16 protein-coding genes, 1 tRNA gene and 2 pseudogenes are annotated in these 17,296 nt (G+C 30.2%); 10 read left to right on the top strand and 9 right to left on the bottom strand.

The window, feature by feature from the left end:
* Positions 1-4: 4 nt before the first annotated feature.
* From rapZ to PW5551_RS00515, 6 genes are all read right to left on the bottom strand, one after another.
* On the bottom strand, positions 5-859 hold the full coding sequence (gene rapZ / locus PW5551_RS00540; protein WP_158526089.1) for an RNase adapter RapZ: 855 nt from the start codon (positions 857-859) through the stop codon (positions 5-7).
* Between the two features lie 22 nt (positions 860-881).
* Positions 882-1,652, bottom strand: coding sequence for a glutamate racemase (gene murI, locus PW5551_RS00535; RefSeq protein WP_113073464.1), 771 nt, complete (start codon positions 1,650-1,652; stop codon positions 882-884).
* A 13-nt stretch (positions 1,653-1,665) separates the two neighbouring features.
* Entirely contained in the window at positions 1,666-1,983 is a 318-nt protein-coding gene (zapA, locus tag PW5551_RS00530) for a cell division protein ZapA (protein ID WP_113073461.1), read from the bottom strand.
* A gap of 29 nt (positions 1,984-2,012) precedes the next feature.
* Positions 2,013-2,333, bottom strand: coding sequence for a hypothetical protein (locus PW5551_RS00525; protein ID WP_113073459.1), 321 nt, complete (start codon positions 2,331-2,333; stop codon positions 2,013-2,015).
* A gap of 105 nt (positions 2,334-2,438) precedes the next feature.
* Positions 2,439-2,711 (bottom strand): stage V sporulation protein S, encoded by a 273-nt coding sequence (locus PW5551_RS00520; RefSeq protein ID WP_113073458.1) that lies wholly within the window; start codon positions 2,709-2,711, stop codon positions 2,439-2,441.
* A 66-nt stretch (positions 2,712-2,777) separates the two neighbouring features.
* Positions 2,778-2,854 (bottom strand) — tRNA-Arg (locus tag PW5551_RS00515).
* A gap of 97 nt (positions 2,855-2,951) precedes the next feature.
* Here PW5551_RS00515 and PW5551_RS00510 point away from each other — a divergent pair.
* From PW5551_RS00510 to PW5551_RS00495, 4 genes and pseudogenes are all read left to right on the top strand, one after another.
* Positions 2,952-3,518, top strand: a complete 567-nt coding sequence (locus tag PW5551_RS00510) for a PolC-type DNA polymerase III (protein WP_233488375.1) — start codon at positions 2,952-2,954, stop codon at positions 3,516-3,518.
* 2 nt (positions 3,519-3,520) lie between these two features.
* Positions 3,521-4,808 (top strand): annotated as a pseudogene (locus tag PW5551_RS10770) (PhoH family protein).
* A gap of 33 nt (positions 4,809-4,841) precedes the next feature.
* Entirely contained in the window at positions 4,842-5,096 is a 255-nt protein-coding gene (locus PW5551_RS00500) for a DUF4911 domain-containing protein (RefSeq protein ID WP_113073456.1), read from the top strand.
* Positions 5,071-6,132, top strand: coding sequence for a YqeG family HAD IIIA-type phosphatase (locus PW5551_RS00495; RefSeq protein WP_113073454.1), 1,062 nt, complete (start codon positions 5,071-5,073; stop codon positions 6,130-6,132). The genes PW5551_RS00500 and PW5551_RS00495 overlap by 26 nt, the downstream gene beginning before the upstream one ends.
* A 4-nt stretch (positions 6,133-6,136) precedes the next feature.
* On the opposite strand, the gene PW5551_RS00490 is transcribed toward PW5551_RS00495, so the two are convergent.
* Positions 6,137-6,655: a biotin transporter BioY gene (locus tag PW5551_RS00490; protein ID WP_113073452.1), complete on the bottom strand. Its 519-nt coding sequence runs from the start codon at positions 6,653-6,655 to the stop codon at positions 6,137-6,139.
* 332 nt (positions 6,656-6,987) lie between these two features.
* On the opposite strand from PW5551_RS00490, the gene PW5551_RS00485 reads away from it, so the two are divergent.
* From PW5551_RS00485 to PW5551_RS00460, 6 genes and pseudogenes are all read left to right on the top strand, one after another.
* Positions 6,988-7,965, top strand: coding sequence for a LacI family DNA-binding transcriptional regulator (locus tag PW5551_RS00485; RefSeq protein WP_113073450.1), 978 nt, complete (start codon positions 6,988-6,990; stop codon positions 7,963-7,965).
* Positions 7,966-8,003: 38 nt separating this feature from the next.
* Positions 8,004-9,215 carry an ABC transporter substrate-binding protein gene (locus PW5551_RS00480; RefSeq protein ID WP_113073448.1) on the top strand — a complete coding sequence of 404 codons (1,212 nt, stop codon included), beginning with the start codon at positions 8,004-8,006 and terminating at the stop codon, positions 9,213-9,215.
* Between the two features lie 89 nt (positions 9,216-9,304).
* Positions 9,305-10,468, top strand: a complete 1,164-nt coding sequence (locus tag PW5551_RS00475) for a carbohydrate ABC transporter permease (RefSeq protein WP_233488372.1) — start codon at positions 9,305-9,307, stop codon at positions 10,466-10,468.
* Positions 10,469-10,477: 9 nt separating this feature from the next.
* Positions 10,478-11,371, top strand: coding sequence for a carbohydrate ABC transporter permease (locus PW5551_RS00470; RefSeq protein WP_113073446.1), 894 nt, complete (start codon positions 10,478-10,480; stop codon positions 11,369-11,371).
* 28 nt (positions 11,372-11,399) lie between these two features.
* Positions 11,400-12,045 (top strand): annotated as a pseudogene (pgmB, locus tag PW5551_RS10765) (beta-phosphoglucomutase).
* A 78-nt stretch (positions 12,046-12,123) separates the two neighbouring features.
* Positions 12,124-14,421, top strand: coding sequence for a glycoside hydrolase family 65 protein (locus tag PW5551_RS00460; RefSeq protein ID WP_113073444.1), 2,298 nt, complete (start codon positions 12,124-12,126; stop codon positions 14,419-14,421).
* A 42-nt stretch (positions 14,422-14,463) separates the two neighbouring features.
* Here the strand turns inward: PW5551_RS00460 and PW5551_RS00455 are convergent, their stop codons facing one another.
* A complete protein-coding gene (locus tag PW5551_RS00455) occupies positions 14,464-15,675 on the bottom strand; it encodes a 2,3-bisphosphoglycerate-independent phosphoglycerate mutase (protein ID WP_113073442.1) in 1,212 nt (403 codons plus the stop codon).
* A gap of 52 nt (positions 15,676-15,727) precedes the next feature.
* Positions 15,728-16,969 (bottom strand): ABC transporter substrate-binding protein, encoded by a 1,242-nt coding sequence (locus PW5551_RS00450; RefSeq protein WP_113073440.1) that lies wholly within the window; start codon positions 16,967-16,969, stop codon positions 15,728-15,730.
* Positions 16,970-17,296: the final 327 nt, after the last annotated feature.

Below are 17,296 nucleotides of genomic sequence, written 5' to 3'. Positions count from 1 at the left end.
TTTGCTATTTTTCTATATCTCTATGGCTTATACTTACTAATCTTCCTTCATTTTTGAGATTTTCATAAACTTTTTGAGCAACATAAACTGATCTATGCTGTCCTCCAGTACATCCTATACCAAAATATGCTTCCATACGGCCACTTTCAGAATATTTATCCTGAACAAATTTTGCCAACTCAGTTATTTTTTGAACAGTTTCATTTGTGTCTTCAAACTTTTCTAAATATTCTTCTACCTTTTCATCTAAACCTGTCAGTTCATACATTTCAGGGAAATAAAAAGGATTAGGCAAATATCGTACATCAAATATATAATCTGATATTTGAGGAATACCATTTTTAAATCCAAAACTAATAATATTGAGGTTAAGTTTTTTAATATCTTGATTTATCAATTCAAAAAATCTTTTCTTAAATTCTGTTGGTTCTGTAGAGGAAGTATCTAACGTTATATCACAATACTTTTCTATTTCTGATATGAGTTTTATTTCTTCATCTATAGCATCTTCTAACTTCAACCCTAAAGGGTGACTTCTTCTGGTTTTTTTGTACCTATTAATCAATTCTGCCTTATCAGCTTTCAAAAATACTTTATGAATTTCCATACTACATTTAGCTAAAATTTCAACCTTTTTAAAAACTTCAATCAACTTTTGAGGTGCTTTCCATCTTATATCACTTACTATTGCTAACTTTTTTACATCGCTAGTACATAAAATGTTTAAAAAATGTTCTATTAAATGAGGAGGGATATTATCAACCGTATAATATCCCTCGTCCTCTAAAGATTTTAATAATAAAGTTTTTCCCGCTCCAGATAATCCACTTATTAAAAAAACTATAGGTTTTACTTTCAAGATATCAAGCTTCCTTATGTATCTATAAATTTATTTTCTCAAAAAAAGCATCATATTTAACATCTTTCATAAATTTCTTAGAAAGGTCTTGAAACTTTTTTACATTTCCTGTTATATAATAATTCACTTTTATTTTGCCGGTTTCTTTCGTTATTTGGGTATTTTCTTTTAGAAAATCCGTTATTCCATCTGCTGGATCAACAATGTTATTATTTGTATATTTTTTTAACTGTTTTTCTAATATTGGATAATGAGTACATCCCAATATAATTTTGTCGTATTTTGTTTTAGAATCTTGTAAGTAAAATCTCATCACAGAATCAGCCATTTGACCATTCCAATATCCTTCTTCAATAAGCGGAACAAATAAAGGACAAGCTTTTTCTTCTATGTCACTTAGACCTTTTTCTAAGAGAAACTTTTTGTATGCTCCTAAATTGATAGTGTTCTCAGTGGCTAATAAAAGAATCGAATCAGTTTTTTCTATTTTTTTAACAGCATTTTCTATTATACTAATATAAATAAAATTATAATTAGATTTAACGTCAAAATTTGTTATTTTTATTATGGAATCGGTAGTATTACATGCTGATATAACTATATCAACTTTCAATGAACTAAAAAAATTAAGAATTTTTACTAAATTTTCTTTTAAAAAGGATATAGGTTTTGAACCATAAGGAACATTCAAATTGTCTGCTAAATAAAAGTATTCTTGATTACCGTATTGCCTTATTACTTTTTTCAAGACAGTTAGTCCACCTATTCCAGAATCAAAAAGGCCTATTTTCATAATGAGAAGTTAGTTACCCCCATTTTATGTTGTTGTTTTTTCCCTCTTTTTTTTCTGCGTCTGATGATTTAAGAATGCTATTCAATGTATCGCCAAATTTCTCTATTATATTCGATATTTCATTCTTTGTTTTAATGTTATTTAATTTTTCATTTAAAAGTATTAGGAGTAAAATATAATCTACTTCTTCTCCTCCTATTTTTTTTGCATACGATTCAACTTCCGTTTTTATATCTTGTAAAACTTCATTTATAATCTCTTCAGGTTCATCAACCTTGTATTTGTAATCTTTCCCTAAAATTTTTACTTCTACAGAACGATAATTTTTCATATAAATTCATCCTTAAATTAATCTAAGAGTTAATACTGATTTTGATTAGGATTTTCTGGACTAGAATCCTCCGCAGACAATTGATCGTTAAAATTCTCTTCCCGAAATTCATCTCCCAACCTTGATATTAGGGTAGATTTAATTTGATTTAAGTGGTTTTCAACCTCATCGTTCTTCCTTTTCAACTCTTCTACTAAATTGCTTAATTCTTCTTTTTCACTATTAACTTTTTCATACTCGTTAAATAATTCGTCATACTGTGTTTGGAGATCTGTTTTCTCCTTTTTTAGTTCGGTATATTTATCCACAAGATTCTCTAACATACTTTCCAATTCTCTTAAAACATCCATTCCTAGATACCCCCTTTTTTAGAATTATTTTTTTATTCGAACCGATATATTATAGCATAATTTAATTAAAATAAACTAAAAAATAAAAAGAGGCAGAGCCTCTTTTTAATCTTTTGCCTTAACCAAAAATTTTATTGCTGTTCTTTCTTCTCCTTCGATTTCGACATCGGAAAAAGCTGGTACACATACTAAGTCTATCCCACTTGGGGCAACGTATCCCCTTGCTATTGCTATGGCTTTAACTGATTGATTTACTGCGCCGGCTCCTATTGCTTGTAATTCAGCGATTCCACTTTCTCTAATAATAGCAGCTAAAGCTCCTGCTACAGCAACCGGGTTTGAGTTAGCAGCTACTTTGAGGACTTCAAATTCTGCCATGAGTATTACCTCCCTGTGATGTATTACTTATTGTTTAAATTGTATAGATAACAATAATAGAACAGCTGGCGCATCTGGTGGGATTTGAACCCACAACCTTCGGATCCGAAGTCCGACGCTCTATCCAATTGAGCTACAGACGCTCATCTTCTCTTTTACTTATTATATCTTAAAATGCCCTCAAAAATCAAGGTTAATTTTTTTAATCGTGGTATAATAAAAAAGATGGAGGGAAGAACAATGATTAAAGTTAATAATAAAGTTTTCTTAGCCTTAGATTTTGAAACAACTGGATTAAAACCAGAATATGGTGACAGAATAATCGAAATAGCTGCTATCCCTATGTACGATAAAAAAATTTACTTCAAATATGCATTTCATACATTAGTTAACCCTATGATTTTTATTCCTGGAGAAGTATCGAGATTTCATAAAATAAATAACGAGGATATTTCTAAAGCCCCACCTTTAATAGAAGTTTATCCAAAATTTAAAGAATACATAGATGATTCAATAATTGTTTCTCACAATGTAAAAATGGATTTAAGATTTCTGGATATAGCAGCTAAAGAAAGCGGAATGTTTTCCATTGACAATTATTATATTGATACTTTGGAAGTTTCCAAGTACTACCTAGAAAGAGGGCCTTATAATCTCGAATATCTTTCTAGAAAATTTCATTTGGGAATTGATAACTTCCATAGAGCATGGGATGATGCATTGGCTACCGCAAAACTTTTTCAAAAATTTATCCATATTTTTTCATTTGAATCTTTAACTAGTTTTATCAGAAAATGGGGTGATTAATTGTGGTAAAGAATTTTGTGATTGATACAAATGTTCTAATTCATGATCCAAATAGCATTTTAAATTTTCAAGATAATAACGTAATAATACCTTTTCCTGTTATTGAAGAAATAGACAAACTGAAAACAAGAAGCGACAAAGTAGCAAAATCTGCAAGAGAGGTAAATAGACTTTTAGATAGTTTTAGAAATGGAACTCCTCTTCATGAAGGCATAAAATTACCAAACGAGGGTACTTTAAAAATATTAGCTTTGGAAAAAAATTCAGAAAAGCATAAAATTCCTTCTTATTTAGGAGAATCAAAAGACGATTTTATTTTATACTATGCTGTGTACTTAAAAGAAACTGAGAAAATTCCAACTATAATAGTTAGTAAAGATTTGAATCTCAGAATCAAAGCAGATGCTTTAGGCCTAGAAAGTCAAGATTACTTAACCGACAAAATAGATATAAAACTTTTACCAGATGGTTATTATATATTTGAAAAACCTGATAAAATAATAGAGCATAAAGATCAGTATGACTACAATGAATTCGAATTAAGAGAAGAACCTTCACCAAACACTTATCTAAAATATAACGATTTGTTATTAAGATATAATTCAAAAAAAAAGGAAATTCCAACCAATTTTATTGGACTTTGATACTGAGATATATGGAATAAAACCAAGAAACGTTGAACAACTTTTTTCTTTAGATGCTCTCATAGATCCAGATATTCCTTTTGTAACTTTGGTTGGTAAAGCTGGAACGGGAAAAACACTAATGGCATTAGCAGCAGGTCTTTTTTGTGTCTTAGAAGAAAAAATGTACAATAAATTGTTAATATCAAAACCCGTGATCCCCATGGGAAAAGATATTGGATATATTCCTGGAAGTATTGAAGAAAAAATGAGACCATGGTTGCAACCTATATACGATAATTTAGATTTGCTTTTTAAGGGTAGTGGTAAAAAACCAGAAGAATACCTGGCAAAAAGGGATATATTAGAAATAGAAGTTCTTTCGTATATTAGAGGAAGAACCATACCTAATCAATTCATGATCGTGGATGAGGCACAAAATCTTACTCCAGCTGAAGTAAAAACTATTTTAACAAGAATAGGTGAAGGAACTAAAATAGTTTTAACTGGTGATCCTTATCAAATTGATAATCCTTATTTAGATGCCTCTTCAAATGGTCTAGTGTACTGCGCTTCAAAATTTAAGGAAAATTCGCTATCAGCAAATATAACAATGAAAAAAGGAGAAAGATCAGAATTAGCAACGGTTGCTTCTGAAATATTATAAAAGTAATCTCTTAAAACAGGAGGAACACTTTTTATGTTAGAAAATAAAATTTATCCTGAATACGATATCTATATCGATATTGCCAAAGAGGATATTCATCTTTTGATTTACTTAATAGAAGCTGAAGCACACATAATGAACGTAAGAAAAAAACAAGAAAATGGGTACTTTAAAATAATAGTGCCAAAAGGCTATTTAAAAGAATCTATCCAGCTACTAAACTCCTTGAAAAAATCTGATATGAAAGTGGAGGTTGTAAGTATTGAACCACATAACGGGATTATTTAAATACATACCAATCCCTAGAGAATATAGTCCCGATATATATTCTGTAGATTATGAAAAACTCAAAAAACTTGGTTTTAATACAATTTTGATGGATTATGATTTTACTATAACCATATGGAGAGACGACAATATCCCAAAAAAAACGTTAGACTTGTTTGATAAATTAATAAATGATGGTTTCAAAGTAGCCATTGTTACCAACGCTAAAAGAGAAAAAATGAAATTAATAGAGAAAATAACTGATGGAAAGATTAAAGTACACACTAGCATGAAAAAACCAAACACCAAAAAATTAAAACAAGTACTGAAAGAATTAGGATCGTTAGAATCTGAAACTGTAATGATTGGCGATCTTTTCATAACAGATATTAGTGCAGGTAATAAACTTGGTTTATACACAATATTAATAAATCCTTATACTTATGGTTTGGAAAACAAATTCAAACATTTTATGGCTGGCTTTACTAAATTTGCATACAACGTCTTTTTTTACACAATAGGATGGTTTTTTAGAGTTATCGATCTAGTTAGTCCAAATGAATTTAAGGGAAATATATTTGACACTGATTATGAACAACTAAAAAGCGAAGGTTTCAAAATCATAATATTTGATTTTGATAACACATTAAATGAATGGCATAGCAATAATTTAAAACCTGAAGTTATTGATCTTTTTTTAAAGCTTAAAGAAATGGGATTCTACATTTTGATAGCAAGTAATAGCAAAAAGAAAAGATTTAATAATTTATCTACAGAGCTAAATAATTTAGGAATAGATTTACTTAGCTACTCAATGAAACCTTTAAGATTTAAAATTAGAAAAAAGCTAAAAATTCTAGGTTATAAACCTGGAGAAGGTGTTGTAATTGGCGATCAACTATTTACAGATATTGCCTTAGGCAACTCATTAGGATTCTATACTATAAAAGTACAACCTTTATCAAAAAAAGAAGGATTGTGGACTCGTTTTGTAAGATCTTTTGAAAAAATTGTCTTAAAATGGATCAGAAACAAACCAACTTTATCAAAAAAATAATGTTTTAAGAATTGGAAAAAACTTTTAAATTTGATAACAAAAGATTTTTGATATAAATGGAAATAAATAATTTAATTACATCAAAAAAAATAAATGGTAAAATTCCAACTATAAAAGCTTGAATAAAATTAGTCGTATAAATTCTAAGCCAACACCACCCAATAAAATAAACGATAATGAGCCCAAAAAATCCAGAAAACAAATCTGAAAGTTTTTTGCTAAACTTACATAAACTTATAACAAATGCTGAAAAAGGAAAAGAAATTAAAAAACCACCTGAAGGTCCAATAATATGAATCATTCCTCCTGAAAAGCCTGAAAAAACTGGCACTCCAAAAACACCTAATAAAAGGTAAATAATTTGGACAATTAAGGAATTTTTTGGCTTTAGTAAAAACCCTGAAAGAAAAACAACAACTAACTGCATGGTAAAAGGTATTGGGCCTAGGGGAATAATTATCTGCGAACCAATTGCCATTAAAGATACAAATATTGCTATTAAAGATATCTCTTTTACTTTCACAATTTCTCTATTTCTCCTTCTTCTTTTAAAATCATTATTTCAAAATCAGATCTAGATATAATATTTATTATAAATTAAAAAACTAAGAAAAACAAAGATTTTTCATAATAATTGACGATATTTCTTTATAATCGTTATTAAAAGGGTATAATCGAATTTGACTATTATTTTTATATATTTTATAATTTATGTAATCGATTACATAATCTAAAAAAATTATATTTTTTCTTTTGATAAAAATATGCGTATTTCCCTATTAATAAAAGATATAATTCCTAATATAAAATGTAATCGTTTACATATATATTCTGGTGAAGGAGCTATTTATAGTTATGAAAATTAAGGATATCGCTAAAATAGCAGATGTTTCTGTAGCTACAGTTTCTAGGGTTTTAAACGGTGCCAATAATGTTAGTAATGAAACAAAAGAAAAGGTTTTAAAAGTTATTAATAAATATGATTATAAGCCAGATAAAATTGCTACCTCTTTAAGAAGAAAAAGAACTGGTATGTATGCAGTGATTTTTTCTGTTAAAGGTGGGCGAGTTCTCGAAGATACTTATTCTACAAAATTCTTGAAGGGGGTTCTCAACTTTTTTTCAAAAAAAGGGCTTAAATTGATTGTAGATATCCATGAACACGGCAATATTTTAGAATATTATAAAGATATTATTAAAAGTAAAATTGTGGATGGTTTTATTTTGTTAGATATACGAAAAAATGATGAAAGGGTTGAGTTATTAAATAAAGAAAATTTCCCATATGTTGTAATAGGAAGAAATAACGAAAATAATTTTGTATTTGTAGATAGTGACAATGTATCTGGTGCTTATATGGCTATAAAACATCTTAGTCAAATTAAATGTAAAAAAATTTTATACATCAGTGGTAACAAAGGGATTCCTGTTTCTGATCAAAGACTTGTTGGAGTAAAAAATGCTGAATCAGATTTGAAAGTACAAGTGGATGTTCAATATGCAGATTTTGATGAGCAAAAAACAGTAGAAATATTAAAATCGATATTAAAAAAGGGTTTTGACTATGATGGTATTTTCTGTGCTTCTGATTTAATGGCTTATTCGGCCATGAAATTTCTTCAAGGTTTAGACATAAAGATTCCGATAGTTGGGTATGATAATATTCCCCTTTCCGAATTTGTTGGTTTAACAACTGTTGATCAGAATATTGCAAAAATAGGTTACAGTGCTGCTCAAGCGGTTCATAGTTTAGCAAACAATGAGGATGCAGTTTCTTTAGTAGTACCTTCAAAATTAATAAAAAGAAAAAGTACGCTTAATTTTAATTTTTAAAATTTCTAAAACCACTAAATAAAGGGAGGTAAAGTAGTATGAAAAAAGTATTATCAGTAGCTTTATTGTGTTTGTTAGTAGTTTCATCATTTTCATTAGTAACTATAACTATTACAGGATGGCCTGGTAATCCAGCAGAAGAAGCGGCCATGAAAGAAATTGTTGAGAAGTTCAACTCCACTCACGAAGATATTCAAGTAAGATGGGACCCAATCGCTGGAGATTATAAGCAAACACTCATGACTAGATTATCAGGAGGCCAAGGTCCAGATCTATTTTATGTAGATGTTTATGTTTTTGAAGAATTAGCAAGAGCAAACGTTTTACAACCTTTAGATCTATATATCAGCCGTGATAACTTTGATATTGATGATTTTTATGCAAATTTAGTTGATGCTTTTACATTTAATGACAGAACCTATGGAATTGCGAAAGACTTTTCAACATTGGCATTATTTTATAACAAAGAAATATTCGATAAATACAACGTCCCATATCCAACAAATAACGACACTTGGTTTGATTTATTATACAAAGCTACTCTTCTTAAAGAAAGAGGATATGATGCTCCATTATCTCTTGCTGCAGATTTTAATAGATTAATCCCAATGATTCATTCTTTTGGTGGAAGGTTAGTTAAAGATGATCTATCAACGGCTTTGACAGAACCTGAAGCAGTTGCAGCACTTAAGTTTTATATAGATCTTGTTAAAAATTATGAACTTGCTTATGAACCCTCCACTTTAGGAGCAGGATGGCTTGGAGACGCATTCGCTAAAGAAATGACAGCTATGGTAATGTCAGGACCATGGGCATTAGGTTATATTAGAGAGAGTTTTCCAAATATAGAAGCAAAAACTGGAATAGTTGAACTACCAAATTTAGTAGTAGATTCGACAATGATCTATACTGTTGCTTGGGGAATGAACAGACAATCTCCTAACAAAAACGAAGCTTGGGAAGTTTTAAAATTCTTAGTCACCGAAGGACAAGAGATATTTGTAGAAAAAGCCGGTGTTTTAGGCTCAAGAGAAAGTGTAGCGGCAAAAGACACCGATCCTATGAAACAAGTTTTCTATAATTCGGTTGAATTTGGATATCCATGGAGAGTTCCCACCCCAACGGGTATTTTCGCAAAAGCAAACGACTATTTGAATTCCATGTTAAACGATCTTTTCGCAGGAAGAATAACCATAGAAGAAGCTGTTAGAAACATAGAAAAAAATTACGATTCTTGGGTAAGGCAATAATTTTATCGACATCTTTTAAAAATAATTTTTTTATAAATTTTGTATTGATGAGGGATCTCCCTCATCAATTTTTAGAAAGAGGTGATACGGTGAAACCCAAAATTCGAGAAGCAATTTCAGGTTATTTATTTGCTTCCCCCGTTATAATCACAGTGCTACTGTTTATTATTTATCCTATTATAATGATTTTCTATTATAGTTTTACTAATTTTAATCCTTTAGAAACACAAAAATTTAAAGTACCTATAAATCCTCAAGAAGCTATTGAACTACATATCGGAATGTTTCAAACTGATGTAAAATCAATAAATGAGATATCAGATTTTTTTGATGTATTACCCTTTATTCAGTATGATGTAGGTTTGAATTTAAATGAAGAACAAAAGGAAGCTATTTTAAAATATTTTGATACTGAAAAACTATTTAAAGATTTTCTGGAAGGTAATTTGAATGAAACAATGACTAATTCGGAATTCATGACAACTTACATGATAGATCAGAAAAATTTGTTTAGAAAATATACACCCCAAATTGTGGGGATTGAAAACTTCAAAAGAATGTTCAACGATGATTACGTAAGAATATCGCTTTTGAATACATTAATATATACAGTTATTGTTGTTCCAATACAAACTTTTTTAGCAGTACTTTTAGCTGTTGCGGCAAATTTAAAAGTAAAAGGGGTTAAATTTTATAAAGTTGTTTTTTTCTTACCTGCCATAACCTCTTCAGCAGCTATATCGATGATTTTTTGGTTAATCTATTCCAAACCAGGTATTTTAAATAGAATTTTAGTTGCTCTTTTTGGTGGATTAGGGTATCAACCAATCGATTGGTTAAATAATCCTAATACCGCATTATTTTCAATAATGATAATGAATATTTGGGCAACTGCGGGATATTTTATGATCACTTTCCTAGCAGGATTGCAAGATATTCCATCTTCGTTATACGAAGCTGCTGAAATAGATGGAGCCACTAGTTCTCAAAAATTCTGGAAAATTACTCTTCCTCTATTAAGGCCTCAGATCTTATTTGTCATAGTAATGGGAACAATCGGTTGTATGCAAGTGTTTGATCAAATTTATTTTCTAATTGAAAATATGAGGAATATAACTATTTCTTTCTATATTTATAAAAACGCATTTGAATATGGAAATATGGGATACGCTTCTTCTTTAGCTCTTGTGCTTTTTGCAATAATTATGTTTATTACATTTTTACAGCGTAGATATATTCCAGAAGAATATTGAGGTGATGAAATGTCAAATAAGAATTGGAAAATTGCTAGAATCGTTTCATATATTATCTTAATTGTTTATACTTTAATATCATTATTCCCATTTTTATGGGCAGCTATTGTTTCCTTTGTTCCTATGACATATGTCGATGAAAATGGTGTAGCTAAAGGAACAGATGTCATGAGCTGGCCTCCTAACATACGGCTTTTTGAATGGCCTCCTAAGGCTTTTGGTGCACCTTTAACCTTAGAAAATTATGGTAAAGTATTCGAACTTGTCCCTTTGTACTCAAGATGGTTTTTAAATACTGTTATATATGCTGGATTTATAACTATCGGAAACATATTAATCGGTACCCTAGGGGGTTATGCTTTTGCAAGATTACGGTTCCCTTTAAAAGAAGTTTGGTTTGCTCTTTTTTTAGGAACTATGATGGTTCCTGCTCAAGTTACTATGATTCCTCAATATACGTTAATGGTTAATTGGAATTTAGTGAACACCTACCCCGGAATGTTTTTCCCTAAACTAGCCAACATTTTTGGACTTTTTTTGATGAGGCAATTTTTTATGAACTTTCCAAAGGAGATGGAAGAAGCTGCAAGGATTGATGGAGCGGGTATAGGAGGTACCTTTTTTAAAATTGTTTTACCAAATGCTAAACCCGCCATCGGAGCTTTAGCTATATATACTTTCCTTGGAGCATGGAATGATTTTCAATGGCCATTAATCATTACTTCTCGCCAAGAAATGTACACCTTAACTTTAGGATTAAATTTCTTTAAAACATCTTATTATACATTTTGGCAATATATGATGGCAGCTACCATTATAATGACTATACCAATGATAATAATATTTTTATCTTTCCAAAAACAATTTGTTGAAACCGGAAGAGCTGCTGCTGTGAAAGGATAAATTTAAAAAGTTAAGAGGGGGTTCTTTTGTGATAAAAGCCTGTATTTTTGATTTAGATGGTGTTATAGTCGATACTGCTAAATATCATTTTCTTGCTTGGAAAAGATTAGCTGATGAATTAAAAATTCCTTTTAATGAAAGTGATAATGAAAGACTTAAAGGTGTAAGCAGAATGAAAAGTTTAGAAATTATATTGGAAATAGGACATTTAAATCTAGATGAAGAAGAAAAAGAGAAATTAGCAGATAAAAAAAAATTGTTGGTATGTCGAATATATAAATAAAATGAAAAAAGAAGAAATACTTCCAGGGGTAGAAAACTTTTTAGATACTCTGAGAAAGAAGGGGATAAAACTTGCTGTCGCATCAGCAAGTAAAAATACTAGGATTATATTGGAAAGATTAAAATTAAATGATTTTTTTGATACTGTTGTTGATGGAAATATGGTAAGTAAAGCTAAACCTGATCCAGAAATTTTTATAAAAGCTGCTATGATTTTAGATATCGCTCCAGAAGAAGCTGTAGTTTTTGAAGACGCAGTTGCAGGAATAGCAGCTGCAAAAAAAGCTGGTATGAAAGTTGTTGGAGTTGGGAACAAGGAAATACTTAAAGATGCTGATATAGTTATACCAGATTTTCAAAATATAAACATTGCTCTTTTTAATAACTTTTAAAATTCTTATTAAACCAAATTCTCGCAATCATAATTCATATATTATATTCTAATTATCATCGTAAGGAGGGAGTAGATTTTGGATCAATGGAAAATAGAACAAAATGAATATAACAAAAAAGAAAACAAAAAATATGAAACATTGTTCACACTAGCTAATGGATATAGAGGTCTAAGAGGTTTCAATGAATTTTCAAAAGATGGATGGAGGGGGAATTTCATTGCAGGTATATACGATGGTGCAAGTTCTGAAGTCGAAGAACTGGTCAACTGCCCTGATCCTCTTTCAATTAATTTTTATATTGATGGTGAACAGATTAATTTGGATGAGCAGAAAATCTTAAGCTTTAACAGATATTTAGACATGAAACAAGCCTTATTAAAAACATACATTGAAATTGAATTGAACTCGGGGAAAGTATTAGAAGTTATTTCGGAAAGATTTGTAAGCAAAAGTGATCATCATATATGGGGTGCAAAGTATCAAATAATTCCTAAGAATTTCAATGGTAAATTAATTATTGAAAACCAGATAGACGGGTCAACAGTTAATTCTGTTTTCGAACCTTATAGTGAAGCAAAACACTATGATGTTTTAAAATTAAATGATCTAAAACCAGGAATTTTACTAAAATCTTGTACAAAAGAAAAAAAGTTAACTCTTATTGAAGCATCTCGTATAAAATGCGTTAAAGAAAACAACAATTTACTAAGAAATAGGGTCTATAAAAGTATTGATAACATAGTAAAAGAGCTCTATGAAGTGTTTCTTCAAAAAGGAAATGTCTATACAATTTACAAATACGGTGTAACTTTTACATCTAGAGATAAAATAGATAATCTAGAAAAAGCAGCAGAAGAAAGACTTAATTTTTTCGCTTATGTAGGATATGAAAAAGAACTTAAAAACCACCTTCAAGAATGGGATAAAATTTGGGATAATATAGATATAGAAATAATGGGCGATGAAAAAGCTCAATTGGGAATAAGGTTTAATGTTTTTCAGTTAACTTCTTGTGCAAACGATAAAGATAATACAGTAAGTATTGCAGCAAAAGGATTGCACGGTGAAGGATACAAAGGGCATATTTTTTGGGATACAGAAATTTTTATGTTACCATTTTTTATATATACACAACCCAAAGTAGCTAAATCACTTCTTCTGTACCGATACAATACTTTATCTGGGGCAAGGAAAAATGCCAAATTAAACGGTTACAAAGGAGCTCAATTTCCTTGGGAATCTACTTATAATGGGTTAGAAACAACTCCTAAATGGGGGAGGGATTATTTGGGAAATCCTGTAAGAATATGGACTGGAGACGAAGAAATACATATTTCTGCAGATATTCCTTTTGCTTTTTGGGAGTACTTTAGAGCTACTAATGATGAAGACTTTATGAAAAAATTTGGAGTAGAGTTATTTTTTGAAACTGCTAAATTCTGGGAATCAAGAATAGAATACAACAAAGAAAAAGATAGATATGAAATAAGAAATGTCATAGGACCAGATGAATTTCACGAACACGTTAATAACAATGCTTACACTAATTATATGGCGAAATGGAATTTAGCTAAAGCTTTTGAACTATCCAAATGGTTAAAAGAAAAAGATCCAATTAAATACAATAATTTATGTGAATATCTAGGTTTATCTGAAAATGACTTTTTAAATTGGTTAAACATCTCAAATAAAATTTATATTCCTAAATTTGATAAAACAGAACTGATTGAACAGTTTGAAGGATATTTCGATTTGCAAGATTTTCTAATCAAAGAATGGGATAAAAATAAAATGCCTATATGGCCAAAAGGAGTTGAACTCAACAAGCTCGACAAAACAAGACTTGTTAAACAGGCAGACGTTGTAATGCTTTTATTGCTTTTAGAAGATGAATTTGATTATAATACTAAGAAAATTAATTATGAATACTATGAAAAAAGAACTATGCACAAATCATCATTAAGCCCATCAATGTACTCTATTATGGGATTAAAAGTTGGTGATACACATAACGCCTACGAATACTTCATTAAGACAGTTATGACCGATTTAGAAGATAATCAAGGTAATACAAGCCTCGGATTACACGCTGCTTCTACTGGGGGTTCATGGCAAAGTCTCGTTTACGGTTTTGGAGGTATGAATATAGCTAAAGATGGGACCTTGAGTTTTAATCCTTGGTTACCCAAAAAATGGGATGGTGTGTCCTTTAACATTTTTTGGAAAAAAGCAAAATTAAAAGTTAAAATCACTCATGAAAAAATAGAATTAATGTCTGATAAAGATTTAAAAGTAAGTATTTTTTCTAAAGAATGTAATTTAAAAAAAGGTATTCCTTACATCTTTGATTTTTCTAATGCAAAAATATTCTAAAAAAGGCAGGCATTTAAGCCTGCCTTTTTCTATTTTATCTTATCATGCTCCATATTTATCAAGCTTTCCAGCATTTGCTAAAGCAAGTGGGATAATATCTAGGGCGGATATAGTTCCTAAAGTTCCTCTTGCACATTCATACTCATCGTAAGAAATAGACAGACCTTTCCTAACATATTTTGAGTAAAGCAATATAGGTACTGGATGCCAGCTATGAGACTTAAGCAAAGCAGGCGTAGAATGATCTCCCGTTATAATTAAAACATCAGGATTTAAACTTAATATTTCTTTGACTGCTTTATCCGTCTCTTCTATAACTTTTACTTTCGCCTCAAAGTTTCCATCCTCTCCATAAGAATCAGTTTTTTTCACATGGAAATAGAAAAAGTCATATTCATTCCATACCTTTTTTAGAGTTTCCACCTCTTCTTCCGTTGTTTGTCCAGCTTCTAAAACATCCATTCCTACCAATTTCGCCAAACCCTTATACATAGGATAAGTTGCGATGGCTGCGGCTTTCAATTTATAATTTTCTTCAAAAGAAGGTAACTGAGGATGCTTTGAAAAACCTCTCAATAAAGCAAAATTCATCTTAGGTTGATCTTTTAGTACTTCTTCTATTTGTTTTATTAATTTGTTTACTATATCTGCCATTTTCTCTGAATCAGGGTTCAAGGCTTTGGCCCATTCCATAGGCAGCCCTTCTTTTTGAGGATCCGCATCTGCTACCTCGTCAAAAAGATTGTCCCCTGTAAATTTAACAACAAATCTATGCTCTTTGCCTGGGTAGAAAGTTATATCAACATCATCAATCCTTTTAATTTTTTCAGACAAAAGGTCTACTATTTTTTTAGATTCTTCGCTAGCAGGTCTGCCTGCCCTTCTATCAACAAGTATTCCATCTTTTATGGTAGCAAAATTCCCTCTTGCTACAACATCTCTTTTTTCAACCTTTACCCCAACTCCTAAAGCTTCCAAGATACCTCTTCCAATGTTGTATTTTAATGAATCATAACCAAAAAGGGATAAATGACCTGGGCCACTACCAGGAGTTATGCCAGGTAGAACAGGAACACTTTGACCTAAATCACTTTCTCTTGCAAGAGCATCCATATTAGGTTTATAAGCTGCTTGTAACGGTGTCTTCCCATCCTTCGGTAAATCTCCTATTCCATCCATTACCAGTAAAACAATTTTAGACTCTGTTTTGGTTACTAAATTCCTTACAACTTGTTGTCTATCTACACTGTACACGAAGTTTGCACCTCCACTTTTTAAATTTTAAAAAATTATAATTATAAATATCTTATTGTATCAAAAATTCTATTTGGTTAATCATATCTGTTACGGCCTTTTCAACAGAAACTCTTCCAGTTAATGCATCATATACATTGTTCTGAATAACAAATGAAATCTCTGTATAAATTGAAGACTTAGGCTTTAGTTCTAGATTCTCTAAAATAGGTTCAAATTTTAATAAATTTGAATCAGTTTGAGATATTAAAGAGTTATCAAAAATCTCTCTTTTTACAGGCATAAAATTCAGAAATGCAAAAAGTTGAGCTTGATTATTTGAATTTAACAAAAATTTTATGAAGCTTTTTGCAGCTTCTATTTCTTCTTTAGTAGCATTAGGATTGATTGCTAAAGCTTTACCTTCCAAAACAGACACATTATTTTCAACATAATTTGTTTTTGGTAAAGGCACAAATCCAACTTTTCCTTTAATATTAGAATCAGGTGAATTTACCAAATGCCAGGCATAACTTAAGTTCCTCATGAAAACAGCTTCTCCATTTTGAAAAATATTTCTACACTCTTCCTCTCGATAAGTTGTTACACCTTTCGGAGATAATTCATCATCTATAAAACTTTTCATAAGTTCTAATGCCTCAATAGCTTTATTCTTATTCTCTTGACTGTTTAAAACAAATTTATCTTCCTCAAATATTTTCCCTCCAAAAGAGTATAAAACTTCTAAGAAAAAGGTAGTTAAACCTTCATATCTAGCCCCTTCCCATACAAATCCATAAATACCTTCCATTGTAGAAATATATTGCGCTATTTCATATAATTCATTCCAACTCTTTGGAGGTTTATAACCATACTTATCTAGCAAATCCTTACGATAATAAAGCAATCCAGGTTCTAAATAATAAGGTATGGCTTTTATTTCTTCATTTACTTTCACTGCTTCAATAACTGGAGGTAAAAATTTATTCATTTCAAAATAATCATATCCATCCTCAATAGTCAATAAAAAAGGCGAAAACTCTTCAATCCAACTAAAATCCAAAGTAAATATTGTTGGTTCTTTTTTATTAGTTACAACAAATGTACCATAAAACTTATATGTAGAACCAGGATAACTTGGAATTAAAAAAGTTTCTACACTTATATTAGGGTTCTGATTTTCAAATTCTTCTATCTGCCTATTCAATAATTCTGTTCTATCTTCTATAGATTCAACAGCTATACTTATTTTAACAGCAACTACATTCGTTACTAGAAAGGTTATAAGAACTAAAAATATAAGATATTTTTTCATAATCCTTACACCTCCTATAAGAATTTAATTAAGTTATTAAATCCATGATTTAAGAATATTTAAATATCTTTTCTATATATTAATTATATCACATGCAAACAAAAAAAGCAGATTTTTCAATCTGCTTTTTTGAGCCACAAATTTTTTGCCTTTACATCTTAAAACTCTCAACCAAACCTTTTAACTCTGTTGATATTTCACTCAACTCTTTTGCTTCTTCGTTTATACCTATCGCTTGTTTTAGTTGGTTGTCTATTACTTCCCTTGATCCTTCTATCTCTTCACTTATTTCTGTTATCGCTTTCGCTTGACCTCCTCGCTACTCTC

This window comes from Petrotoga sp. 9PW.55.5.1, assembly GCF_003265365.1.
In the GTDB taxonomy this organism is placed as follows: Bacteria; Thermotogota; Thermotogae; order Petrotogales; family Petrotogaceae; genus Petrotoga.
This window is presented reverse-complemented; position numbering and strand designations above follow the sequence as displayed.